A 23,431-nucleotide genomic window follows, 5' to 3' on the forward strand; every position below is an offset into this window, starting at 1 on the left:
CAAAGAAATTTTAGTTGAAAACGCTAAAAACATTGATTGGGAAGACATGACCCAAAACAAATTTGGGCACTTTTTTTTAGGGGATTTTGGTAATAACAAAAACGATCGTAGATGGCTGACTATTTATAAAATAGAAAACCCGATAGATATAAAAACAGATACGACCCAAGCCGAAATAATTAAGTTTACCTACCCCGAAATGGATGGAAGCCCAATAAAACCTAATAACCGTAATTTTGATTTAGAGGCATTTGTAGCACTAGGTCGTCATTTATATTTATTTACTAAAAACCGCACAGAACCTTTCGATGGTATTACTAAAGTGTACAAAGTGGGCGATCATGCTGCTAATTTTAAGGCTGAGTTAATCGACTCTTTTAAAACGTGTACAACGCTTGAAAAACTATGTTGGATAACCTCTGCAGCGCTTAGCCCTGATCGTAAAAAATTAGTCTTACTTGATTCAACTAGTCTTTGGTTATTTGAAAACTTTGAAGGTGATAAGTTTTTCTCTGGTGATGTATCAAAAATAGATTTAGGAATTGTTACCCAAAAAGAAGCTGTCACCTTTTTTGATGACAATACGATTGTATTTACAGATGAAGAGTTTAAAGGCATAGGCGGTAATGCTTATTTTATAAAGCTTGATAAAGCCAAAAAAGAAGTTATAAGAAAAAAACCTATTTCAGAAAAAAAACTTCCATAGCATATAGTTAGCTAAGCTAAAGCATTAAAGCTTAGCTAACTTATGTGAAAGGTAATGAGTTAATTACTCTTTTCGTTTGACGAATGAAGTGCTTTTTCTACATCAACACCTAAAATTAACACTCCAATATGACTATTGTTATCATCTAAAACAGGAAAACTTAGCTGAACTTGAAAATGATGTGTTGATGCATCATATGTAACGCTATCAAAGTTAAAATCTTTTGACTGTTTAAATGTTTTAGTAAACTTATTTTCATCTCCTTGCCAGTAATCACTGGTTAGCTTACTTATTGCTATGTTTTTTCCTTGGTTATCAGTCAATATCAGCTCAGTAACAACACCTTTAAATTGTAATTGCCATTTTTTAAATACTTTAGATAACGGTAAATTAAGCATAGCTAATCCATCAGGGTGCTTTACTTGTTTACTTTCTTTTATCCATAGCTGGTCTAGTCTTTTAATTTCAGATTCACTTAAGGGAGACTCATTACTTATTTGAACTTATTCTAATAAACTAGGTAAGTTTAGTAAGGTTTTAGCACTACTGGACAACCTATCAAGTATTTGCTTTTCTTCACTTTTTGATAGTGAAAATGGATCCTGCGCGCAAGTATTTATATTTTCATCAAACTGCTGCATAAATTTAGGAAAGCGTTTAATAAGTGAATGCGAAGCAAATAATCCCAAAGGTACATACCTAAAAAATTCTCTTTGATACTCATCTTCATTAATGCCTAGCTTAGAGGCTGCTAATTCAAAATCGTCTAAATCAAGTAGAATTCTATCAATCCGCTTATGGTGCATAACATTTACTATTTCTTCTAATGAATTTACTTCTACCTCAGCAATAATATTCTGAGTTTTAAACCAATTAGCCTGATAACTCCCTCTTACTGCACCATAACGCATTTTATTTTTTGGTTTATTAATGCTCTCTGGATGAGTAAACCAGTACCAGCTTTCTAAAAAGATGGGGGATGATATGCGCCCATAGGCCTTCATTTCAGGCATTAAATGAGTAGTGAAATAACCATCTAAGCGGTCTAACTTTACTTCTCGACGTGCACGTAACCATGGCAAGGTTTGTAGCTGAAAAGGGGCTCCCATTTCAAATAAAATACACTCAACTTGGTTGACTGCATTATCAGGTGCAGTGGTGGGTAAGTTTGTTCCAAACTGAAGAGGCTCAGTTAAACCCAATAAGAGGGTAAAAAAATATGCAGGCATAATTCATTGCTAAATAATGTACAAATTAAAATAAGTGTAGCCAAACAGATTAAAATTGCATTATTTGCTGTAATTATTAGGTAACAGCTCTAATTTCCTAGCTATGCAGCGCTTACACACTTAATAAACCGTTCTGTTAGCAGTGTTACTGTAGCTTTGTCTGTATAGTGCTGCTTAGCATTCTTCATAATATGCTTTGAGCAAACATTTTTAGATTCTTCAAATTGAGAATTGCAGCTAGCAACAGTATTACCTAAAGCTTCCTGATAGGCTTTATCTGCGCACATAGTTAAAGCAAAATCTGTAGCGCCAGCAATTATTTCATTGATATTTACTGAGGATGTTTCGAGTTTAAAATAGATATCACTATACGTATTAACTTCTGTATTCTTCTTTGACGAAAAATGACTAGCTTTGGCAGTTAAATAATAGCCTATAAGTATGATTGATAATATCACTGTAAAAACCGTTTTCATAATTACCCTTAACACAATAATTAGTATTGCATTGTTTATAAAATAGTTCGATTTTTTACATAAGTACGAGGGAGGGAGACTCTCTACATCCATGTAAGTAGCAAATAAATCCTTGTTATGTAATTACTAAAAACGCAATTACCAACTATTCTTAATTTTAGCATGCAAGATAAATAAATCAAGAATTTATAAACTATTTACTACACGTTATTTAGTAATGTTTATAGTCATTTCTAATATATAAACAGTATTAAACAACTCGGGGCTTAAATGGCGATTAACGCTTAAATTTAGTTTCTAAAATAACAGAAGATGTTGTGCGCTCTACTCCATCCAAATTTCCTATATCGTCTAGTAAATGGCTAAGCTGCTCTAAATTTTGAGCCTGTACTACAGCAATTAAATCAAACTCACCACTTATGGCATAGAGCTGCGAAATTGCATCAATTTGCTTAAGCTCAATATTTGTTTTAGTTGTTAGTTTTTGTCTTACTTTTATAGACACATGAGCTGATACCATTTTACTGAGGTAGTCGTCACCATAATCAACGCTATAGCCTTTAATTACACCCGTTTCTTCTAGTTTGAGCATACGGCTTTGTACCGTTGAACGAGATAAGTCAAGCATGCGAGCAAGATCAGAAATACTCGCTCTAGCGTTTGTTTTTAGTACAGAAAGTAGCTTTTCATCTTGTGGGGTTATCATAATGGTTATTTTCTTCGTTATTTTGACTTTTATTTTAATCATTTTTCACAAAATAGCACTGCAATTTTAACAGCTAACCTTCGATAATGACCTCTACAAGAAATAATAACGTGTTTGCTGAAGAATAAAGGCTATATTCTTCTTTGAGTTAGCAACTAATCTTTTATCTAAGCCCATTAAATTTAGGTGTAAAAATGCAAGTAACAAGAGACTTATTTAACGACGTAATGGTACCAAACTATAATCCATCAGCAATCATTCCAGTTCGTGGTGAAGGTTCACGCGTTTGGGATCAAAATGATAACGAGTTTATCGATTTTGCTGGTGGTATTGCCGTTAACTGTTTGGGTCACTGTCATCCTGCATTAGTTAAAGCATTAAAAGAGCAAGGCGAAAAAATTTGGCATTTATCGAATGTTATGACTAATGAGCCAGCACTTCGTTTAGCTCAAAAAATGGTTGAAGCAACATTCGCTGATAAAGTTTACTTTGCAAACTCAGGCGCAGAAGCAAACGAAGCAGCCCTTAAGCTAGCGCGTCGTTATGCACTGGACGTATATGGCGCTGAAAAAACGCAAATTATTGCATTTAATAAAGGTTTTCATGGTCGCACATTTTTTACAGTAACTGTGGGCGGGCAAGCTGCATATTCTGACGGCTTTGGTCCTAAACCTGCTGACATAGTACATTGTGATTTTAACGATATAGCAGCATTTGAAGCACTGATCAGCGATAAAACATGTGCTGTTATGATGGAACCATTACAAGGTGAAGGCGGTATTATTTCACCAACAGATGATTTTGCTAAAAAAGTACGTGAGCTGTGTACTAAACACAACGCGTTACTTATTTTTGATGAAGTACAAACGGGTGTTGGTCGCACAGGCGATTTATACGCTTATGAAGGTTTAGGTGTTGTTCCTGACATTTTAACAACGGCAAAAGCATTAGGCGGTGGTTTTCCAATTGGCGCTATGATCACTCGTACACCAATTGCTGAGCATTTAAAAATTGGTACTCACGGTTCTACTTATGGCGGAAACGCACTTGCTTGTGCTGTAGCCGAAGCGGCATTTGATACAGTAAATACACCAGACGTACTAAACGGTGTTAAAGAGCGCGAGCAATTATTCCGTGACGGATTAAACGCAATTAACGAAAAATACAACGTATTTAGCGAAGTACGTGGTAAAGGCTTATTAATTGGCGCAGTACTAAATGACAAATTTGAAGGACGTGCACGCGACTTTTTAGTAGCAAGTGCTAATAATGGTTTAATGAACCTTGTAGCTGGCATGAATGTAATTCGCTTTACACCGTCTTTAGTTATCCCGTTTGAAGATATTAAAGAAGGCTTAGCGCGCTTTGAAAAAGCCGTTAGCGATGTAGTAAACGGTTAATATAGTTTAAATTAGCACGCCTACAGGCGTGCTATTGGAGCAAGCAATAAATGCAAGTATTACGTCCTATTACTGCCAATGATTTTGACGCGCTTAAACAAATAGCGATTGAATCCGGTCATGGGTTTACCTCTTTACCTGTGGACGATGCACAGCTTAAAGAAAAAATTGAACGTGCTGAAAAAAGCTTTGCCAAAAACATTAACCAGCCACTTGATGAAAGCTATTTATTTGTTTTAGAGGACAGTGAAACAGGTGACGTTATTGGCACAACCGCTATAGAAGCTGCGGTGGGTTTATCGGTGCCTTTATATCATTATCATTTAGGTAAAACAGTACACCACTCGCCTACTTTAAATGTATATAACACCGTTGATATTTTAAGCATGTGTAACGACTACACAGGCTGCTCTGAAATATGCACATTATTTTTGCGCGAGAATAGCCGCAAAGGTTTAACAGGTCGATTTTTATCGCGTTCACGCTTTTTATTTATGGCTCAGCATAGCGAGCGTTTTGCCGACACTGTTATCGCAGAAATGCGCGGTGTTAGCGACGAAGACGGCCATTCTCCTTTTTGGCAATGGCTGCAAGAGCACTTTTTTAGTATTGAATTTCCAGAAGCGGATCACTTAGTTGGCTTAGGCGATAAGGTATTTATTAGCGAGTTAATGCCTAAATACCCTATTTATGTGAACTTGCTTAGCAAAAAAGCCCAAGCAGTTATTGGGCATGTGCATGAAAAAACAAAACCTGCGCTAAAATTATTAGAAAAAGAAGGTTTTGAGCACAGAGGCTACGTTGACTTATTTGACGCAGGTCCAACGGTTGAAGCAAAGCTTGGTAATATTCGCAGCATTCGCGACTCTCAAGTTTGCCCTATTACTATTGGTGAGCTTGATCACATATCACAAAATAGCTCTGATACGCTGGCTGTATGTAATCAAGGCGTAAGTGGCTTTAGAGCAACATTTACCAAAGACGCACATTACAATCATGCAAAACATACTCTCGTCATTAGCCAAGATGTGGCTAAAGCACTTAATTTAAGTCAAGGAGATGCAGCGCGATTTTTCCGCCTGTAAATTATTTATGAATACACACCTAATTAATAACCAGTGGCATGTGGGCCTTGGTCCAGCATTTGAGTCAATCAATCCAAGTAATGGCGATGTGGTATGGCAAGGTAATGGCGCAAACGCTGATCAAGTAGATTCAGCTATAAAAGCAGCCAGAGCAGCACAGGTACAATGGGCAGATAAGCCGCTTGAAGAGCGTATAGCCATTTTAGAAAACTTCGCAGCTCAATTAAAAGAACACAGTGAAGAATTTGCGACCATAATTGCACGCGAAACAGGTAAGCCATTATGGGAAACCCGCACCGAAGTGGGCGCAATGACAGGCAAAGTAGCTATATCTGTAAAAGCATACCATGAACGTACCGGTACAACCGAAAACCCAATGCCAGGTGCAAAAGCGTTTATTAGACACAAACCGCATGGCGTTGTGGCTATTTTTGGCCCGTATAACTTTCCGGGGCATTTACCAAACGGGCATATTGTTCCTGCAATTTTAGCAGGCAACACCGTGATCTTTAAGCCATCAGAACTAACACCGCACGTTGCAGAATTCACCCTCTCACTTTGGTTAAAAGCGGGCTTACCAGCAGGTGTTATTAACCTTGTGCAAGGTGAAATTGAAACAGGCAAAGCGCTTGCTTCTCATAAGGATATAGATGGATTGTTTTTTACCGGTAGCTCAAACACAGGTCACTTACTACATAAGCAATTTGCAGGGCACCCTGGCAAAATTTTAGCACTTGAAATGGGCGGTAATAATCCTCTTATTGTAAAAGACGTGAGTGATGTAAGCGCTGCTGTGCACGATATTATTCAATCAGGCTTTATTACCTCAGGTCAGCGCTGTACGTGTGCACGCCGCTTATTTATTGAAAAATCGCTCAATGGCGATGCTATTTTAGAAAAGCTAATAAGCGCGACTAAAAACATAGTTGTAGACGACAGTTTTGCTACAGAGCAGCCTTTTATGGGTGCAATGATAAGCGAAAAAGCAGCACTGGGTATGGTCGCTGCGCAAAGTGAATTAGTGTCAAAAGGCGCGCAAATCCTTGTTGAACTTAAGCAATTAAAATCAGGCACCGGTTTTGTAAGCCCAGGCATTATTGATGTAACAAACATTACCGACATGCCAGATGAAGAGCATTTTGGACCGCTTATTAAAGTGTATCGTTACAACGACTTTGACAGCGCAATTATTGAAGCTAACAACACAAGCTTTGGCTTATCTGCAGGTTTACTTAGCGACAGTGAAGATGATTACACTCACTTCTTAAAGCGCATTCGTGCAGGTATTGTTAACTGGAACCGCCCTATTACGGGTGCCTCTAGCGCGGCTCCATTTGGCGGCATAGGCGCCAGTGGTAATCACAGAGCAAGTGCCTATTATGCCGCCGATTATTGTGCATACCCTGTGGCATCTGTTGAGTCAGACAAAGTGAGCTTACCGCAAACCCTAGCGCCAGGCTTGATAATTGAATAAGTAATAAACCAAAATTTTAGATTTAAGGATTTAACATGCATACTGATGTAAACACATTATTTGAGAGCCTTTGGAAAAACTACTTAAACGTAACACCATCGGCAGATAAAATTCATGACCTTTTAGGGTCAACGCAAAAAGATGACATTATTAACGATCATATTGCGCTGCGTACATTTAATATTGAAAAAGTAGGTCTTGAAAAACTCGCCGCTCATTTTTTAGCGATTGGTTACAAAGAATGTGGTGAATACCACTTTGAAGCTAAAAAACTTTACGCAAAGCACTACGAGCATAGCGATCCTAATCAGCCAAAAGTGTTTATTTCTGAGCTATTAGTTGAAAAATGCTCGCCTGAGTTACAAGCCATCGTAACCAATATGGTAAGCCAAATTGACGAAAGCGCAGTTACTGCTGATAACTTTTTGTATTCAGGCACGCATTGGCAAGTAAGCACCGATACTTATAAGCAGCTGCTAGCTGAAAGCGAGTATGCAGCGTGGATGTCGGCGTGGGGTTACCGCGCCAATCACTTTACCGTAAATATTAATACGCTTGCTAAGTTTGATAACATTCATGATGTTAACCAAGCCCTAAAAGACGCCGGCTTTTCGCTTAATACGTCAGGCGGCGAAGTTAAAGGCTCACCAGAGGTGTTACTAGAGCAATCGTCAACACTTGCTGATGAATACTCTGTTACCTTTAGTGACGGTGATATGAGCATCCCTAGCTGCTTTTATGAGTTTGCTATTCGTTACCCTAAAGCCGACGGTGAGCTTTATACTGGTTTTGTTGCAGCCTCAGCTGACAAAATATTTGAAAGCACCAACGCTCGATAGCAAAACCTAAAATACTTTATTTAAAAAGCCCGTTATGGGCTTTTTTTATGTCGGTAAGTTATGTTGATTAATTATAAAAATAACGGTTTATAATCGTTTTCTAACTTTTCAAACGATAAGTCGCCAATAAAGCGGCCAAAACTCAACCAAGTTGCCAAACCGCGTAAGTCTTTAAAGTGTGGTGGCACAAATTGCGGGCTCTCAATTACACCTAAATCATGAAGCTGCGATATTAATCTAAAATCATCTATCGATATTTTACCTACCAGTAATAAAGGGAGTCTATCGATTCGACCAAGCTGTATCGCCACGCGTATTAAGTTATAAACCAGTACAAAGCCTTTAATGTAGGCAATATCTTTTGTAAAAGGCAGGCCTGTTGGCGTACTGCCTCTAAATACACGCTGCGCGAGTGTGTAGCTGTCGTCTTTTGATAAACCTTGCGCTACGTAATCACGGTAAATGTCTACAAACTCAGCGCCATCTATTACCTTTGTAACCGCTTGAATACGGTTAACTAATTTAGATAAACGCCTTGGAGTCGATTTTAAAGTAATAATTTCGGTAAGTACTGCTAAGCCTTCTTGGGTAATAGTTGAGCTAGGCGTGCCTTTACTCAAACATGTTAAATACGGCTGTGCTAAACCATTTTGAGTGGTACCTACGTGTATCCACCCTTCGTGAACTTCTAAAATATCAAGTTCACGCTGAGAAAACTTAACATCTTGATTAAGCTTTATATTATTAGCACCTGCGGCTGCATCACTAACAATACCATCGCTAAGCATTACCTCTACATTTATGCCTGCCATACTGGCATTTACTTGCTCAGACAAAATACGCACAGCATCAACAGCATCAATATTTTTAGGGTCGTCAGGCAGTATGTCGGCTATAAGTAAATTTTGCAGCGGTTTATCTAGCATATTAGCTAGCTCAGAAAGTGAGGGCTCACCGGCATGAAATAAATCTTTAGGATGACCAAATAACTCCACCGATAAGTCATGAAACTCTGGCGTTCCACGATACTCAAGCATACTTAATACCGTTTTATACTCGGTGCACATTTTTCCCATATATTGAGCAATCGGATTTAACTGCCCCAATTGGTTAATAATGTTACGGTGCAAAGTAGAAAATGCTTGGCGTAACTCGCTAGGTACAAAACCAAGGTCGCGCTGTTGATAATATGCACGATCGATGAGTGGGTTTTTTTGACATTTCTGTCTAAAAAACTCCTCTTTAGTTTGTTTATCCCAATTAATAGCATCGAGTATCCTAATTGGAGTTTGCAATGCAATTAATTGATCCGATAACTCACGAGTTTTTAGTAGTAACGCCTTGTCTATCATGCTCTAAGCTCAACAATAAATGAGTTTTGAGCATAATTTAAAAAAGCGAAATTACAAAGCAATATCACACTTTTTTAGCTATTGTTTTTAAGATGATCGACCCTCATATCTCTATCGTATGAGTTACTAAACGAAGGGCATAAAACATGAAAAACGAAATCGACAATAAACAGATTTTAGCCGTATATGAACGTATAATTCAAAAAGGTGAAATGACTGATGAAGGCAAGCATTATCAAGGTGTTACTGCTTATTCAGACGTAGATGGCTACACAGTATACCTACAAGGTAGCGGCGTTGAACTGCGCTTTGGTTTTCATAATACTTACCACCTTGACTACGAACATGAAAAGCATAAAGACGACTTTTTGAAAAAATTATATAACATTGCAAACGAGAGCTAATGCACCCACGAAAACGCAGACACCGCCCTACCAGTAAGCTCAATACTACTTTTATAAACCAAGTAGTAGAAGAGCTTAGAGCTGATCCAAACAAAGTCTCAATTATTCAAGAAAATTTAGAACAGTACCGTGCTCAAACTCATTTAAAGCGTGGTTTTTTACTGGCTATAGAGCGCTTTGATTGGGTTTTTGAAGCAAGCAAAGATATAGACTTTATTTGTCAGCAAATTTTAGCTGATGACTATATTGGCAATAGACTAAGACGTTACCCCCTACTTTTTAAAGGCGTTATTAATAATGCCTGACCTTTCAAAACCAAGCGCTTTAAAACGATAAAACCACAAAGTTTACTCTCTATATAAATTTATTAGAGCACTAAGCAATTGCAGGTTTAGTGCGCTTTTGTATTAAATTAATACTATTAGTACTCTAACTATTACTGCACTAATGATTATTGATCATTTTATTCATTTATTGCTGTAAACAAATCATTACTATTATTTAATTTCAAAATAAAATTCACAAGCCTTTGTTTTAAATAAAATAAAACAAAGTAAAACCTTATCTTCTTTATCGCATTAGTTGCGCTTTTATTAATGATTAATCTACATTTTGGCATCTAGATATTTACTTCAGCCTTGAATTGTTAGAGCTATTACCTTAAGCTTATGTTTATTGAACGTTCAATTAATAAAAATTATGCCTAAAGTCGGAATGGAACCTGTCAGACGTCAGCAGCTAATTGACGCGACTATAGAGTCAGTTGCAACTAATGGACTACAAGGCACAACTATAAACAGCATTAGTAAAAATGCCGGTTTATCGTCAGGCATTATTAGTCATTATTTTGGTGGTAAGCAGGGGTTAATTGAAGCCACTGTTAGATACTTACTAACAAGCTTAAAACAAGGCTTGATAAGTAAAGTAAATAACCAAACGAATGCCATTGAACGTTTAATGATTATTATCGAAGCCAACTTTGCGCTTGTACAACAGCGTAATGATACAACCCGAACGTGGTTAAGTTTTTGGGCGCAATCGATGCATGATGAAGAATTACACAGACTACAAAACGTAAACAGTAAACGCTTGCAAAGTAATTTAGCATTTTCTTTTAAGCAATTAATGCCTATTGAGCAAGCAAAGCAAGCTGCAGAACTGAGTGCCGCCATGATTGACGGCCTATGGTTAAGAGCAGTACTGAGTAAATCAGACAATAATCAGTTTAAACACAGTGAAAAGTTAGCAAAAAGCTACGTACTTTCACTTATCAAGCAATATGGAGCCTAGCGTGACTACACCTGTCTATCAAAACTTTATTAACGGCCATTTTCTTGCAAACCAGAACGGCAAAACATTTGATGTAACAAACCCAGCAACGGGCGAGGTTATTTACGCAGTAGAAATTGCCGACGGATTTATTCAAAACGCAGCCATTGCCAGTGCAAAGCAAGGTTTTGCTCAGTGGTCAGCAATGACACCCATTGAACGTAGTCGCATTTTATTAAAAGCAGTGGCTATTTTACGCGAGCGCAACGATGAGCTGGCACTTGTAGAAGTACTCGACACCGGTAAACCAATGCAAGAAGCAAATTGTGTTGATATTGAAACCGGCGCTGATGTAATTGAATACTTTGCAGGCCTTGCGCCAGCACAAGTAGGCCAACAACAAATGGTTGGTGATGACTTTTACTACACACGTAAAGAGCCATTAGGTATTTGTGCGGGTATTGGTGCATGGAACTACCCACTACAAATTGCGTGTTGGAAGTCGGGCCCTGCCCTTGCAGCTGGTAATGCATTTATATTCAAACCATCTGAAGAAACACCACTTGGCGCACTTAAACTTGCAGAAGTATTTGTTGAAGCTGGCGTACCTGCAGGTGTGTTTAATGTTGTTCAAGGCGCGGGCGATGTAGGCCAGTGGCTAACGCAGCATAGCGATATTGATAAAGTATCATTTACGGGTGAAGTAGGCACAGGTAAAAAAGTAGTAGCAAGTGCTGCCGGTACTTTAAAAGATGTCACGATGGAACTTGGTGGTAAATCTCCATTATTAGTATTTGATGATGCCAACATTGAGCAAGCAGTTAGCGCTGCTATGTTAGGTAACTTTTATACGCAAGGCGAAATTTGTACTAACTGTACACGTATTTACGTTCATAAAAATGTATATCAGCAGTTTATTGATGAGCTTAAAGCGCGCACTGAGAAAAACATTATTGCTGGCGACCCACAAGATTTAAATACTAACTTTGGCGCACTTATTTCTAAAAAGCACCAAGAACTAGTAATGAGCTACGTTAATAAAGGCATCGAAGAAGGTGCAACGCTATTAACCGGTGGTACAACGCTTTCACCTAAATCTGCACCTAATGGCTATTTTGTAGCGCCGACTGTGTTTATTGATTGTAATGACGACATGACTATTGTTAAAGAAGAAATATTTGGCCCTGTAATGAGCGTGCTTGTTTTTGACGACGAAGACGATGTTATTGCACGCGCTAACGGGACTCACCTGGGCTTAGCTGCAGGCGTATTTACTAGCGATATTAAACGTGCGCACCGCGTGATTCATAAGTTACAAGCCGGTATTTGTTGGATTAATGCATACGGTAACTCACCTGCTGAAATGCCAGTTGGCGGTTATAAGCAATCGGGTATTGGCCGTGAAAATGGTATACAAACTCTTGATCAATACACGCAAACTAAGTCTATTTATGTTGGTATGGCCGACATAGAAAGCCCATTTTAAGGCGCCCTACTATGAGTAATCATTACGACTATATTATTGTTGGCGCGGGTTCGGCTGGTTGTGTTTTAGCAAACCGTTTATCTGAAGATTCAAGCAACCGCGTGTTACTACTTGAAACTGGCGGTAGCGATAAAAGTATTTTTATAAAAATGCCAACCGCGTTATCTATTCCTATGAATAGTGACAAATACGCATGGCAGTTTCATACGCAACCTGAGCCTCATTTAGATAACCGTGAAATGCATTGTCCTCGAGGCAAAGTATTAGGCGGTTCGTCATCTATTAATGGCATGGTATATGTACGTGGCCACGCAAAAGATTTTGACGAATGGCAGCAACACGGTGCAAACGGCTGGGATTACCAATCGTGTTTACCGTATTTTCAAAAAGCAGAAAGCTTTTACCTTGGTGAAAATACTTACCGTGGTGGCAAAGGCCCGCTTGGTGTTAATAACGGCAACGAAATGAAAAACCCGCTTTACCGTACCTTTATCAAAGCAGGTGTACAAGCCGGTTATGCTTCTACAGATGATTATAATGCGTCGCAGCAAGAGGGTTTTGGCCCAATGCACATGACCGTAAAAGACGGCGTGCGCAGCTCTGCTTCTCGTGAGTATTTAGACCCTGTTAAATCGCGTAGTAATTTAACAATTATTACCGGTGCACTAGCACAACGCGTGATTTTAGATGGCAAAAAAGCCACTGGCATTGAATACAAAGTAAATGGCGACGTTAAAACTGCACATGCTGCAAAAGACGTTGTACTAAGTGCAGGGCCAATTGGCTCTCCACATATTTTACAACTCTCTGGTATTGGTGATACTCAAGCGCTTGAAAAAGCAGGCGTTGAAGTACAGCATCATCTACCAGGTGTTGGTCAAAACTTACAAGATCATCTTGAGTTTTACTTTCAATACAAGTGTAAGCAACCTATCACACTTAACGGCAAGCTAGGCATTGTTTCAAAAGGTTTGATTGGCGCGCGCTGGTTATTAACGCGTTCGGGTTTAGGTGCAACGAATCATTTTGAATCGTGTGCGTTTATTCGCTCAAAGCCCGGTGTTGAATGGCCAGATATTCAGTATCACTTTTTACCAGCGGCTATGCGTTACGATGGTAGAAGTGCATTTGCAGGTCATGGTTTTCAGGTACATGTTGGTCATAACAAACCAAAAAGTCGCGGTAGTGTCACTATTGCTTCTGCGAATCCTGAGCAACCACCAACCATTTTATTTAATTACCTTGAACACCAAGACGATATTGAAGGCTTTAGAGCGTGCGTTCGCTTAACACGCGACATAATCGAACAAAGTGCCTTTGATGAATACCGCGATGAAGAAATTCAACCTGGTAAACATATTCAAACAGATGAAGAAATAGATGCCTTTGTACGCCAAGCCGTAGAAAGTGCCTACCACCCTTCTTGCTCATGCAAAATGGGTGAAGATGATATGGCCGTTGTTAACTCAAATACGCAAGTACATGGTATTGAAGGACTACGTGTTGTTGACTCATCTATATTCCCAACTGTTCCTAACGGAAACTTGAATGCGCCTACTATTATGGTTGCCGAAAAAGCAGCTGACATAATTTTAGGTAAAGACCCATTACAGAAATCGGATGTGAATGTTGCCATAACAACAAACTGGCAAGAAACACAACGTAGTACGGAGATCTAACTTTAGCCACATGCTTAGGTTTAGTCTCGTCGGGCTAAACCAATGCGTGCCTTGCAGTGGCACACGATGTAAATAGGTTACGTTGTGTTAATGCGAGAATAAAACAATAAAATACGGAGTGCTTATGAATTATTTTTATTCATTACTGGAGGGTAACAATGACTATTTGGCTTAATGCAGGGATCATTTTTACCTTACTTGCCATTATCACTATTTTAATTAAATGGGGTAATGTTCGCGTAGTAGGTGTAACACCAGTTCGAACCTTTACGTTTATAGCAATACTATTTACTTCTGGCCTAGATGTTGGCCTTATCATGTTTCCTTTAACTGAGTTTGCAGGTTATGCAGACATAAAAGCAAGCCCAGAATACGCGTTTGCAAATCCACTGGCTATTGAGTTTGGCTACTGGGGATTTTTGATCTGGGGATTTTACTTTCTTACGTGCTTTTATTTCTGTGTAATAGAACCTAAAGTGAAATTTTTCGAAATTCCTTGGGTTAAATTTATCAATAACGTTGTAATTATTGGTACATGTGCATTTACCGCTTATTTGCTGCTTACAAACCTACCGTGGTATTTACCCGAACTAGGTGATGGAACAAGTATAGTTTCTGAGTTTTACTTAATTGTGTTTGCGGCTATCTGTTTTGCTGTGTACTCAAGTACTGATATTAAATATGTACGTATTTTAAGTATTTCTACTACGTGGTTATTTTTAGCTTTAATCGCCTTTATGTGGGCTGGCGCATTTGTGATTGGTGATAGTCAAATGTCAGCATTTACAGATAACTTAGGCTCTATTGGTACTTACTTTGCAAACATTAATGAATTTGTTTTACCGCTTAATGATTACCATGAGTTCTACTTATTCTGGTGGTTTGCGTGGAGCATAATGATTGGTCAATTTACATCACGCTTTGTTGGTGGACTTAAAACATACCAAGTATTAGGTGCTATGTTGATTTTCCCTTCTATTCCTATTGCGATTTGGTTTAGCGTACTTTATCACTACCATGAAGCGGGCATTCCAACTCAAGGCATTAAAAACTTTGCAATGGTATTTGTAGGTATTGTATTTGTAATTAACTCACTCGATTCGTTAGTGCGTTTATATACAGATAACCTAAACTTTACCGTAAAGCGTTTTGGCAAAATGAAATACATGATCGGAAATGTTGTCGCTTTATCGTTACTTACACTATTGTTTAAATTAGAATTTTTACAAATTCAGTGGGTAGGCGCATTGGTTATTGGATTGTTCTTTATCTGTGCTGGTTTTATCGGATACAGCAAGTTTAAAACAGTTACAAACATAGACAGCTCACCAAAAGCAAACGAAATTGATTACACAAAAATAGACACAGTACACTAGGGATTAATAATGAATAACAAACTAAAACAACTTGTAGTAGCGCTACCATTTGCACTTTTATCAACAACCGCAGCTGCTGATTGGTCAACAACAATCACTGCAGCGTCTGACTACACTTTTAATGGTGTAACGCAGACAGATAGCGATCCTGCAATTCAAGGCAGCTTAGACTATGCCTTTGATAGCGGTGTTTACGCCGGTGTATGGGCTTCAAATGTAGATTTTGGTGACGACACTGATTTTGAACTTGATGCTTACGTAGGTAAATATGTACAACTTGATGAGCAATTTAGCGTTGACTACGGTATTGCTTATTACACTTATCAAGGTAATAACAGCGATGGTAACTACGCTGAAGCTTACACTAAGTTTGGTTATGCAAGTGAATACGGCCAAACTGAGCTTAACTTTTGGTACAGCTGGGACTACTTTGGTTACGATACAGGCCACGTTATTTCGATGATCGCTCACACTTATGAGCTAGCTCCTAATCATGCACTACGTGCAAGCTTTGATATTTCAAACTCACTTGATGGTGATAAGTTTGAGTGGGATCAAGCTAAGGGAGACAAATCGTATTATCACTACCGTCTAGCATATCAAACAAGCTACGAAGGTTTTGGTATTGAAGTGGCCGCTGAAAACACAAGCTTAGATTACGATTATGCTGATGAGCGTATTGTACTTGCTATTTCACGCACATTTGCTCTTTAATACAATAATTACTGATTAAACAAAAAATGCCACTCTACTTAGAGTGGCATTTTTATTTGTAAACTAACTGACTAACTAACTAACTAACTAACAATATCCCACGCACTTGTACCCGATGCTGAAAGGTTACTGGTGTTATTGCGTAATACTTTATTACCTACATTAGCTGATGACTCAGGTCGGCTTACTAAATAACCCTGAACAGAACTCACACCCATTTTTTTAACAAGTTCAAACTGCCCTATTTCTTCAACGCCTTCAGCTACAATTTTAAGGCCAAGCTTTTGTCCAAGCTCACTAATTGTATTTAATATATCATTATATTTTTGGCTTTTATTAGCTTGAGCTATAAACGAGCGATCAATTTTAATAACATCTATTGGTAAATCCGCTAATGTACTTAAAGAACTAAAACCTGTACCAAAGTCATCAATAGCAATAGTAATCCCCTCTTCTCTTAGCCTACTTAGCTCTTTAATAATTCTTGGACTGGCTTTAATGAAAGTTGATTCGGTAATTTCTAGCATCAAAGACGTCGCCGGTAAGCCGGTTTTTTTGAGCTTCTTCATTACCCAATCATAAATGTCACGGTGCTTTAATTGAATGCCCGAAACATTTACTGATATTTTTACTTTGCGCATACCTGCATTGTGCCAAGCAGCCATTTGCCGACACGATTCAAGCATAATCCAATCGCCAAGCTCTAATATTAAATTAGACTCTTCTGCTATCGGAATAAACTCTGAAGGAGGGATCATACCCTCAACTGGGTGGTCCCAGCGTGTAAGCGCTTCGAAATAATCAATCATACAATCTTCAACATGCACAATTGGCTGAAAAGATAAGTAAAAATCTTTACACGCAACCGCTAAACGCAGCTCTTCAAGTAAATAATGGTAACGGCGCATTTTGTTACCCATTTCTGGCGAGTAAACTTTAAATATTCCCTTACCATCACTTTTAGCTCTATACATAGCTACATCGGCTAATTGTAAAAGCGCTTGAGGCGTTGATGCACTTTCTGGGTAAGCCGCAATACCAATACTGGCACTAATTTTTACTATTTTATTGCCAAGCACAAAGTCTTTTTCAAGCTCACTTAGCACATGCTTAGCAATTTCAACGACTCTGTCGCTATCATCAAGTAATTCTATAAAAATGGAGAACTCATCCCCTCCTAACCTTGATAAGTTTTGCTCTAATTGGTTAGCATTATTTATGTTACTTAATTCATGGTGGCGTAAAACATTCGCAAGTCGGCTAGCAACTTGAACTAATATTTCATCACCAAAACTGTGACCAAACGAATCGTTTACTTGTTTAAAACCATCAAGGTCTATAAACAGGAGTGCACACTTGAGATCTTCTTGATTAGCATGATTAATTTGTCTGTCGATATGTTCAATATACGCATGGCGGTCAATTAATAACGTCAGTTTATCTTGGCATATACTGGTTTGAGTTTGTTTTACATAATTAGCCACATGCGTATTTAAACTATTTATTGATTGGCTTAAGCTGCTTACACCCAAAGGGTTCTCAGCCGGCTTTACTTGCAAGTTAAATGCAGTGAGTAAGCTATTGGCTTGAAGATTAAGCTCCGCTATTTGATTTTTATAATGGCGCTTTCTACGCTCTCTGCGTAAGTACAGGCCAGAACCAAATATTAAGATACATAAAAGTAAAAAATTAATAGGTGATGCAAGTGTCATTATAATTAACTTACTTGAATCAGCAGCTACAAACTGAGTGTCAGTGGTTTTAATAAGCAAAAAATCAGCAGTGGGCTGCTCAATTATATAATGGCCATTTAAGATCGGATTATACCAAGGAGCCATATCAAGAGAGGTATTCGTTATTTCGAAATTTCGTATATCAATACTGGTACTAAATAAATTTATACGATTAATCTGATTCGTTAACTCTATGTTTATACAAAAACAAAATAGAATTATGATTAGAAAAATAAAACCGAGCGGCTTAAGTTTACTCATGAAAAAAATCCATCTATCTTACTTCTCCCTTAAACCTGTTACTAAAAGCGGATTATATCGCCTGCATTTCGAACTACGCAAGAATTGATATAACCCTTAGCCACTAGCATAACAAAAATCGTAACAATAATGGATTAACTAACTATATCTTGCATATAGTATAGGTGGGATTAACAAAAATAAACAAAAAGGTTCTAATTGTTTAAAATTTAATACATACCGTCAATAAGCTCTATAATTTTTTCTTCAGCGTCTATAAACTTATCCAATCCACCACCGGTGCGATAAGATGCTTATGCTATTTTTTTATTCGTTTCAACGTCTTTAATCCAAATATTTGCGTATGCCATATAGAGCGCTATATCCCAACGCCAATTTGCTACGTAGTAAGCCACTGCATTACATCCTGTCGTATCTGCACCTGGTAATTCGGTCTGGTAGTCTTGGTGTTTCAATACATAATTGGCTGGAATTACCCGAGTTTCAACATCATGCTTTGCAAAACCTTTTTTCATTGCATCTATAACACCAGCTTTAACAGCCTTATGTTCAGCAATACATACTGTTTTAGGTATGTTTGTTTCAAATCGAGTAATGTCTTGCTTTGCAGCACAACCGGCCAAGGTGGCAACCATTGCTGCTGCAACTGTTATTTTTAACGTATTCATATTTATTCCTTTTTTATTTTTAATATTTAAAGCTGCCATGCATAGCTAACTTTTGTAAAAAATGTACGCTGATCTCGCTCAATATTTTTAAGAGAATCGTCTTGGTAACCTCTATCTGAGTAACCCAAATAAAACAGTGTTTGTGCATTAATTTTATATGAGTAAACAAGCTGGCTGCCGTAGTCTTTATTGATTTGACTAACTTGATAAAAGTAGGCGTTTTCGTCTCTATCAATATCTTCAAATTGTAAAATTAATTTAAGAATTGAACGCATGCTAAATTTATAATGAAGTCTAAAGTCGACCAAGTTAGCAGTAAACACCCGCTTCCCTTGCGGGTTGTCTAATTGACTGTAGTTATGCTTTACATCGAGTTGCCAATGGTCGTTAATGTCCCAAACCACTTGGGTTTGAGTGTCAAACGCATCGCCTAATTGCTCATTTGCATAATCAATGCGGCTAGCGTATTCAATATATAACGAAAGCTTTAAATCTTTAGTGGGTTTAAAGCCCGTATAAATAAAACCAATATTTTGATTATAAAAATTGTCGTTATAGTTTTCATAACGGTGCACTAAACCAATTTCAAAAATAGATTGTTTTTGGCCTTTAAAGCTTAAAAAGCCTTCGTATTCTTCTTCAAGTAAATCGCCATTTTGCGCCCACGTTTTATCCCAGTCAGCTTCGTATGACCATGAGGTAAGTAAATCAGATTCATCTCTGTACCATGTTTGTCCGCCACCAAAGCCTACTTTTTCATAATCAACTTTAGCTTGATAACCTAAATCGGTTCGGTAGTCCTGCCCAATATTTTCATAAGATGCAAATAATTTGTAATCACGTTTATCGCGGGTAAGTTCCAGGGCATATGCTTCATCTGACTGAGTTTCAGATAAGTTATAATTTTGAATTAAAAATTCAGAGTTACGTGTATCAGCAGATGATACTTGATACAAAAGAGTATCCGATTGATTAAACCAGTAGCTACCATCCACTGATAATACAGTGTTGTGATAGTCATCACTTTCTCTGTGCGTGCTTGAAAGGCCAATAGTACCCTGCTGACCTAGGTCATATTGATAACGCCCTGCGGCCGCATTCGTTTTTTCGTTTAAGCTTGCAAAGCCAGAGCCCTGATTCGTTGGCAGTAAAATATTACTATTGTCGTCATCAGCGAGCATTAACGCATAACTATGATCACCCGTTTTACCCGTTAATTTTGCACCTAAAGTAGGCTCTGCAATTGTACGTGTATATAAAAGCTCAAATAAGCTGCTTTTAAAGTAAGAAGCTCCATCTAAAAAGAAAGGACGTTTTTCAGCATAATAAATAGAAAAGGTTGTATTTACATCGAGCTCTAAAGAGTCTGTTTCTACTTGCGAAAAATCTGGGTTGATAGTCGCATTTAAAACAGCGTCCTTGGTTAAACCCCAGCGCAAATCTAAGCCCACTTCGGTATCTATATCGCCATTATCCCAGTTACCCGGTAATTCAGATTTATTATCGTTACGAAGTGCTGTCAATGTAGGTGTTAATTGAATATTTTTACTCGATTCAATATCGCTAAAACCCACTAACTTATCAAACTGACAAAGGCTACATTTTATATTTCTATCAAATCCCATATTTGATAGCTGATATAAAACATCACGTTGGTAGTTTCTCATTACTGAAAAACCCCACGTTAGCTCTTTTTTATTTTCAGGAAAGCGCAGTGCCTTAAAAGGAATACGCATTTCAACAACGTAACCTTTCTCGTTAATTTGTCCCGCGCTATCCCAAATAGCATTCCATGAGGTATCTGAGCTCCATCCATCGGTATCGGTCATTCTTATATCGCCTTGTGCACCAAGGGGATTTACATGAAATTCATAACCACTGCGTTCATCATTAAATGTATCAATAACAAGAATGACTACGTCGTCTTCCCATAGCGTATCGCGGTCACGAAGTGATGCACGAATTTGTTCAGGGTTTGGATCCTCTGCAATAAAGGCAACATATAAGTTTGTGCCATCTTCGTAAATAAAGGCATCAGTTTTTACAGGAGGTGTGCCTTTTTCGTTAGGCTCATCTTGGTAAAGTAGAGGTATACGTGTCGCATTTTGCCAGTGCGCTTCATCCATAACACCATCAATAGTGATATTTGAATCAATACGAGATAAGGATACTTGCTGTTTACTAGCCGCTACATCAAGGCTTGAGAGTAATAAAACGAAACTTAAAAATAGGAAGGTAAACTTTTTTATTATAGTTATAAAGTACTGCATAAACATCCATTTAGACTGTAATTACTCATAGGGAGTAACTTAAGCTGGGGATTGTAATTTATCCAGGTACATTTGTTAATACTTTGAAATAAAAAATTAACTATTTAATGATAAAGGAGTAACTAATTGTTACGTATTATGTTTCGAGTAGTTTAAGTTTATCGTCTATGCCATTCCATACATCAGCGTCCTCTGGTGCAGGTTTAACCTCTGTAATGCGCGGCCAGACCAGTGCAAGTTCAGCATTCAATTCAGTAAACTCTTTTTGAGATTCTGGTAATTCATCTTCTTGGTATATAGCATCAGCTGAACACTCAGGGACACATAAACCACAATCGATACAATCAATCGGGCTAATTGCTAAAAAATTAGGGCCTTCAAAAAATGCATCTGCTGGGCACACTGATACGCAATCGGTGTACTTACATTTTATACAATTTTCGGTGACTACAAACGCCATACTATTTTAATACCTAAGATTTTAAACAACAGTTGTGGATCATACCCATCCACTCCAAAAATACAATAAATAAGTGCCATATCACCCTATTTTAACGTAAAATACGCGCCTTATGTTTGCACACCCGTTGTGCCCTGCATCCCCTTATTGTGAGCGGTAATAATACCCCGCTATGACACCTAAAAGAGATATAAATGATACGTTTAACCGAAATAAAGCTGCCACTTGATCATGACGAAGATGCAATTGGTCAAGCAATTGTAAATAAACTAAAAATCCAACCAGAACAATTGCACAGTTTTAATGTGTTTAAGCGTGGTTATGATGCACGTAAAAAATCAGCTATTTTACTGATTTATACACTCGATATAGAAGTTGATAACGAAGCCGAGCTACTCGCGGCATTTGAAAAAGACCAACATGTAAAAGTAGCGCCAGACACAAACTATAAATTTGTAGCCCAAGCCAGCGAAAATATAACAGAGCGCCCTGTTGTGATTGGTTTTGGCCCTTGTGGTTTATTTGCAGGCTTATTACTTGCTCAAATGGGCTTTAATCCCATTATATTAGAGCGCGGTAAAGAGGTACGTGAACGTACAAAAGACACGTTTGGCTTTTGGCGTAAACGCACACTTAATACCGAATCAAATGTACAATTTGGTGAAGGTGGCGCAGGTACATTCTCAGACGGTAAGTTATATAGCCAAGTAAAGGATCCAAAACATTACGGTCGTAAAGTCATTACTGAATTTGTAGAAGCAGGCGCACCCGATGAAATTTTATACGTAAGTAAGCCACACATTGGTACGTTTAAACTTGTCACCATGATTGAAAAAATGCGCGCTCGTATAATAGAACTAGGCGGCGAAATTCGCTTTAGCACACGTGTTGACGATATTCATTTAGACGACGGGCAAGTAACAGGTTTAACGCTTTCAAATGGCGAGCAACTAAACACTCGCCATGTTGTATTAGCCGTTGGTCACAGCGCACGTGACACGTTTGATATGATCCACAAAAAAGGGATTTATGTTGAAGCAAAGCCATTCTCAGTCGGTTTTAGAATCGAACATAAACAATCAATGATCGATGAATGTCGTTTTGGTACAAATGCAGGAAACCCAATTTTAGGCTCTGCCGATTATAAACTTGTTCATCATTGCGACAATGGCCGCACAGTTTACAGCTTTTGTATGTGCCCAGGCGGCACAGTAGTCGCTGCAACCTCTGAAAAGGGCCGCGTTGTTACCAACGGTATGAGCCAATATTCACGAAGTGAGCGCAACGCTAACAGCGCTATTGTGGTAGGCATATCACCAGAGCAAGATTTCCCAGGTAATCCACTTGCTGGAATAGACTTACAACGTAAACTTGAAGAGCAAGCGTATGAGCTTGGTGGTAGCAACTACGATGCACCAGCCCAGTTAATTGGCGACTTTTTGAAAGGTAAATCATCAGAAAACTTAGGTGAAGTACAACCCTCTTACACACCCGGTATTAAGTTAACTGACTTGAGTAAAGTGTTACCACAATTTGCTATTGATGCCCTTCGCGAAGCGATACCAGCGTTTAATAAACAAATTCGTGGCTTTTCAACTAACGACGGTTTACTAACCGGCGTTGAAACACGTACTTCGTCGCCTATTAGTATTAAGCGTGATAAAACATTCCAAAGTATTAACACCAAAGGGCTTTACCCTGCAGGTGAAGGCGCAGGCTACGCTGGCGGTATTTTATCAGCGGGTATTGATGGTATTAAAGCGGCTGAAGCGGTCGCACTGTCTATGTTAGAAAACGCTTAAACCTCTTTTTTAAGCTGTTTATCGAAAAGCCTCACTTTGTGA

Annotated in this window: 22 protein-coding genes; 13 read left to right on the forward strand and 9 right to left on the reverse strand. The window is 38.2% G+C overall.

The features are described 5' to 3' along the window. Positions 1–706, forward strand: a 706-nt coding sequence (locus tag CXF89_RS10720) for a hypothetical protein (RefSeq protein ID WP_121954572.1), incomplete at its 5' end; no start/stop codon positions are given. Between the two features lie 59 nt (positions 707–765). On the opposite strand, the gene CXF89_RS21390 is transcribed toward CXF89_RS10720, so the two are convergent. The 4 genes from CXF89_RS21390 to CXF89_RS10735 all read right to left on the reverse strand — a co-directional run bounded on the left by CXF89_RS21390 (position 766) and on the right by CXF89_RS10735 (position 3,117). Further along, positions 766–1,104, reverse strand: coding sequence for a cache domain-containing protein (locus CXF89_RS21390; protein WP_257983198.1), 339 nt, complete (start codon positions 1,102–1,104; stop codon positions 766–768). A 105-nt stretch (positions 1,105–1,209) separates the two neighbouring features. Continuing rightward, positions 1,210–1,935 (reverse strand): hypothetical protein, encoded by a 726-nt coding sequence (locus tag CXF89_RS21395; protein ID WP_257983199.1) that lies wholly within the window; start codon positions 1,933–1,935, stop codon positions 1,210–1,212. Between the two features lie 101 nt (positions 1,936–2,036). Beyond that, positions 2,037–2,411, reverse strand: a complete 375-nt coding sequence (locus CXF89_RS10730; RefSeq protein WP_121954573.1) for a hypothetical protein — start codon at positions 2,409–2,411, stop codon at positions 2,037–2,039. Between the two features lie 277 nt (positions 2,412–2,688). Further along, positions 2,689–3,117 (reverse strand): Lrp/AsnC family transcriptional regulator, encoded by a 429-nt coding sequence (locus CXF89_RS10735; protein ID WP_002958609.1) that lies wholly within the window; start codon positions 3,115–3,117, stop codon positions 2,689–2,691. 194 nt (positions 3,118–3,311) lie between these two features. On the opposite strand from CXF89_RS10735, the gene CXF89_RS10740 reads away from it, so the two are divergent. Genes CXF89_RS10740 through CXF89_RS10755 form a run of 4 tightly spaced genes read left to right on the forward strand, consistent with a single transcriptional unit; the run spans position 3,312 to position 7,915 of the window. Beyond that, positions 3,312–4,517 (forward strand): aspartate aminotransferase family protein, encoded by a 1,206-nt coding sequence (locus tag CXF89_RS10740; protein WP_121954574.1) that lies wholly within the window; start codon positions 3,312–3,314, stop codon positions 4,515–4,517. Between the two features lie 50 nt (positions 4,518–4,567). Further along, positions 4,568–5,602, forward strand: a complete 1,035-nt coding sequence (astA, locus tag CXF89_RS10745; RefSeq protein WP_007580762.1) for an arginine N-succinyltransferase — start codon at positions 4,568–4,570, stop codon at positions 5,600–5,602. A 7-nt stretch (positions 5,603–5,609) separates the two neighbouring features. After that, entirely contained in the window at positions 5,610–7,076 is a 1,467-nt protein-coding gene (astD, locus tag CXF89_RS10750) for a succinylglutamate-semialdehyde dehydrogenase (RefSeq protein WP_121954575.1), read from the forward strand. Positions 7,077–7,111: 35 nt separating this feature from the next. Continuing rightward, positions 7,112–7,915, forward strand: a complete 804-nt coding sequence (locus CXF89_RS10755; RefSeq protein ID WP_121954576.1) for a DUF1338 domain-containing protein — start codon at positions 7,112–7,114, stop codon at positions 7,913–7,915. Positions 7,916–7,986: 71 nt separating this feature from the next. On the opposite strand, the gene CXF89_RS10760 is transcribed toward CXF89_RS10755, so the two are convergent. Then, on the reverse strand, positions 7,987–9,267 hold the full coding sequence (locus CXF89_RS10760) for a flavohemoglobin expression-modulating QEGLA motif protein (protein ID WP_008169642.1): 1,281 nt from the start codon (positions 9,265–9,267) through the stop codon (positions 7,987–7,989). Between the two features lie 146 nt (positions 9,268–9,413). Here CXF89_RS10760 and CXF89_RS10765 point away from each other — a divergent pair, with 146 nt between their 5' ends. The 7 genes from CXF89_RS10765 to CXF89_RS10795 all read left to right on the forward strand — a co-directional run bounded on the left by CXF89_RS10765 (position 9,414) and on the right by CXF89_RS10795 (position 16,195). Next, entirely contained in the window at positions 9,414–9,671 is a 258-nt protein-coding gene (locus tag CXF89_RS10765) for a DUF3081 domain-containing protein (protein WP_002958616.1), read from the forward strand. Further along, positions 9,671–9,976: a hypothetical protein gene (locus tag CXF89_RS10770; protein ID WP_121954577.1), complete on the forward strand. Its 306-nt coding sequence runs from the start codon at positions 9,671–9,673 to the stop codon at positions 9,974–9,976. Before CXF89_RS10765 ends, CXF89_RS10770 begins: the two co-directional genes overlap by 1 nt. A gap of 409 nt (positions 9,977–10,385) precedes the next feature. Beyond that, entirely contained in the window at positions 10,386–10,961 is a 576-nt protein-coding gene (betI, locus tag CXF89_RS10775) for a transcriptional regulator BetI (RefSeq protein ID WP_010553010.1), read from the forward strand. A gap of 1 nt (position 10,962) precedes the next feature. Next, positions 10,963–12,426 carry a betaine-aldehyde dehydrogenase gene (gene betB / locus CXF89_RS10780; RefSeq protein WP_121954581.1) on the forward strand — a complete coding sequence of 488 codons (1,464 nt, stop codon included), beginning with the start codon at positions 10,963–10,965 and terminating at the stop codon, positions 12,424–12,426. Between the two features lie 11 nt (positions 12,427–12,437). Continuing rightward, positions 12,438–14,105 carry a choline dehydrogenase gene (gene betA / locus CXF89_RS10785; protein ID WP_024592191.1) on the forward strand — a complete coding sequence of 556 codons (1,668 nt, stop codon included), beginning with the start codon at positions 12,438–12,440 and terminating at the stop codon, positions 14,103–14,105. A 158-nt stretch (positions 14,106–14,263) separates the two neighbouring features. After that, positions 14,264–15,481, forward strand: a complete 1,218-nt coding sequence (locus CXF89_RS10790) for a BCCT family transporter (RefSeq protein ID WP_024592192.1) — start codon at positions 14,264–14,266, stop codon at positions 15,479–15,481. Positions 15,482–15,490: 9 nt separating this feature from the next. Beyond that, positions 15,491–16,195 (forward strand): TorF family putative porin, encoded by a 705-nt coding sequence (locus tag CXF89_RS10795; protein WP_121954578.1) that lies wholly within the window; start codon positions 15,491–15,493, stop codon positions 16,193–16,195. Between the two features lie 83 nt (positions 16,196–16,278). Here the strand turns inward: CXF89_RS10795 and CXF89_RS10800 are convergent, their stop codons facing one another. The 4 genes from CXF89_RS10800 to fdxA form a co-directional block, all read right to left on the reverse strand. After that, a complete protein-coding gene (locus CXF89_RS10800; RefSeq protein ID WP_121954579.1) occupies positions 16,279–18,189 on the reverse strand; it encodes a putative bifunctional diguanylate cyclase/phosphodiesterase in 1,911 nt (636 codons plus the stop codon). A gap of 293 nt (positions 18,190–18,482) precedes the next feature. Then, on the reverse strand, positions 18,483–18,857 hold the full coding sequence (locus CXF89_RS10805) for a hypothetical protein (protein WP_257983200.1): 375 nt from the start codon (positions 18,855–18,857) through the stop codon (positions 18,483–18,485). 26 nt (positions 18,858–18,883) lie between these two features. Then, positions 18,884–21,127, reverse strand: coding sequence for a carbohydrate binding family 9 domain-containing protein (locus CXF89_RS10810; RefSeq protein ID WP_121954580.1), 2,244 nt, complete (start codon positions 21,125–21,127; stop codon positions 18,884–18,886). A 136-nt stretch (positions 21,128–21,263) separates the two neighbouring features. Then, complete coding sequence (fdxA, locus tag CXF89_RS10815) at positions 21,264–21,587, reverse strand: ferredoxin FdxA (protein WP_002958626.1); 324 nt, start codon at positions 21,585–21,587, stop codon at positions 21,264–21,266. A 194-nt stretch (positions 21,588–21,781) separates the two neighbouring features. Here fdxA and CXF89_RS10820 point away from each other — a divergent pair, with 194 nt between their 5' ends. Then, positions 21,782–23,389 carry an NAD(P)/FAD-dependent oxidoreductase gene (locus tag CXF89_RS10820; protein WP_024593013.1) on the forward strand — a complete coding sequence of 536 codons (1,608 nt, stop codon included), beginning with the start codon at positions 21,782–21,784 and terminating at the stop codon, positions 23,387–23,389. Positions 23,390–23,431 lie beyond the last annotated feature (42 nt).

Origin of the sequence: Pseudoalteromonas sp. MelDa3 (assembly GCF_002863625.1) — a bacterium.
Lineage (GTDB): Bacteria > Pseudomonadota > Gammaproteobacteria > Enterobacterales > Alteromonadaceae > Pseudoalteromonas > Pseudoalteromonas arctica.

Excerpts from the sequence above, each read along its gene's own strand:
- CXF89_RS10755 (WP_121954576.1), top strand. The coding sequence starts at position 7,112 with ATGCATACTGATGTAAACACATTATTTGAGAGCCTTTGGAAAAACTAC.
- astA (WP_007580762.1), top strand. The coding sequence starts at position 4,568 with ATGCAAGTATTACGTCCTATTACTGCCAATGATTTTGACGCGCTTAAA.
- CXF89_RS10740 (WP_121954574.1), top strand. The coding sequence starts at position 3,312 with ATGCAAGTAACAAGAGACTTATTTAACGACGTAATGGTACCAAACTAT.
- CXF89_RS10820 (WP_024593013.1), top strand. The coding sequence starts at position 21,782 with ATGATACGTTTAACCGAAATAAAGCTGCCACTTGATCATGACGAAGAT.
- CXF89_RS10790 (WP_024592192.1), top strand. The coding sequence starts at position 14,264 with ATGACTATTTGGCTTAATGCAGGGATCATTTTTACCTTACTTGCCATT.
- CXF89_RS10805 (WP_257983200.1), bottom strand. The coding sequence starts at position 18,857 with ATGAATACGTTAAAAATAACAGTTGCAGCAGCAATGGTTGCCACCTTG.
- CXF89_RS10730 (WP_121954573.1), bottom strand. The coding sequence starts at position 2,411 with ATGAAAACGGTTTTTACAGTGATATTATCAATCATACTTATAGGCTAT.
- CXF89_RS10795 (WP_121954578.1), top strand. The coding sequence starts at position 15,491 with ATGAATAACAAACTAAAACAACTTGTAGTAGCGCTACCATTTGCACTT.
- CXF89_RS10800 (WP_121954579.1), bottom strand. The coding sequence starts at position 18,189 with ATGAGTAAACTTAAGCCGCTCGGTTTTATTTTTCTAATCATAATTCTA.
- CXF89_RS10770 (WP_121954577.1), top strand. The coding sequence starts at position 9,671 with ATGCACCCACGAAAACGCAGACACCGCCCTACCAGTAAGCTCAATACT.
- CXF89_RS21390 (WP_257983198.1), bottom strand. The coding sequence starts at position 1,104 with ATGCTTAATTTACCGTTATCTAAAGTATTTAAAAAATGGCAATTACAA.
- astD (WP_121954575.1), top strand. The coding sequence starts at position 5,610 with ATGAATACACACCTAATTAATAACCAGTGGCATGTGGGCCTTGGTCCA.
- fdxA (WP_002958626.1), bottom strand. The coding sequence starts at position 21,587 with ATGGCGTTTGTAGTCACCGAAAATTGTATAAAATGTAAGTACACCGAT.
- betI (WP_010553010.1), top strand. The coding sequence starts at position 10,386 with ATGGAACCTGTCAGACGTCAGCAGCTAATTGACGCGACTATAGAGTCA.
- CXF89_RS10765 (WP_002958616.1), top strand. The coding sequence starts at position 9,414 with ATGAAAAACGAAATCGACAATAAACAGATTTTAGCCGTATATGAACGT.
- betA (WP_024592191.1), top strand. The coding sequence starts at position 12,438 with ATGAGTAATCATTACGACTATATTATTGTTGGCGCGGGTTCGGCTGGT.
- CXF89_RS10760 (WP_008169642.1), bottom strand. The coding sequence starts at position 9,267 with ATGATAGACAAGGCGTTACTACTAAAAACTCGTGAGTTATCGGATCAA.
- CXF89_RS21395 (WP_257983199.1), bottom strand. The coding sequence starts at position 1,935 with ATGCCTGCATATTTTTTTACCCTCTTATTGGGTTTAACTGAGCCTCTT.
- CXF89_RS10735 (WP_002958609.1), bottom strand. The coding sequence starts at position 3,117 with ATGATAACCCCACAAGATGAAAAGCTACTTTCTGTACTAAAAACAAAC.
- CXF89_RS10810 (WP_121954580.1), bottom strand. The coding sequence starts at position 21,127 with ATGCAGTACTTTATAACTATAATAAAAAAGTTTACCTTCCTATTTTTA.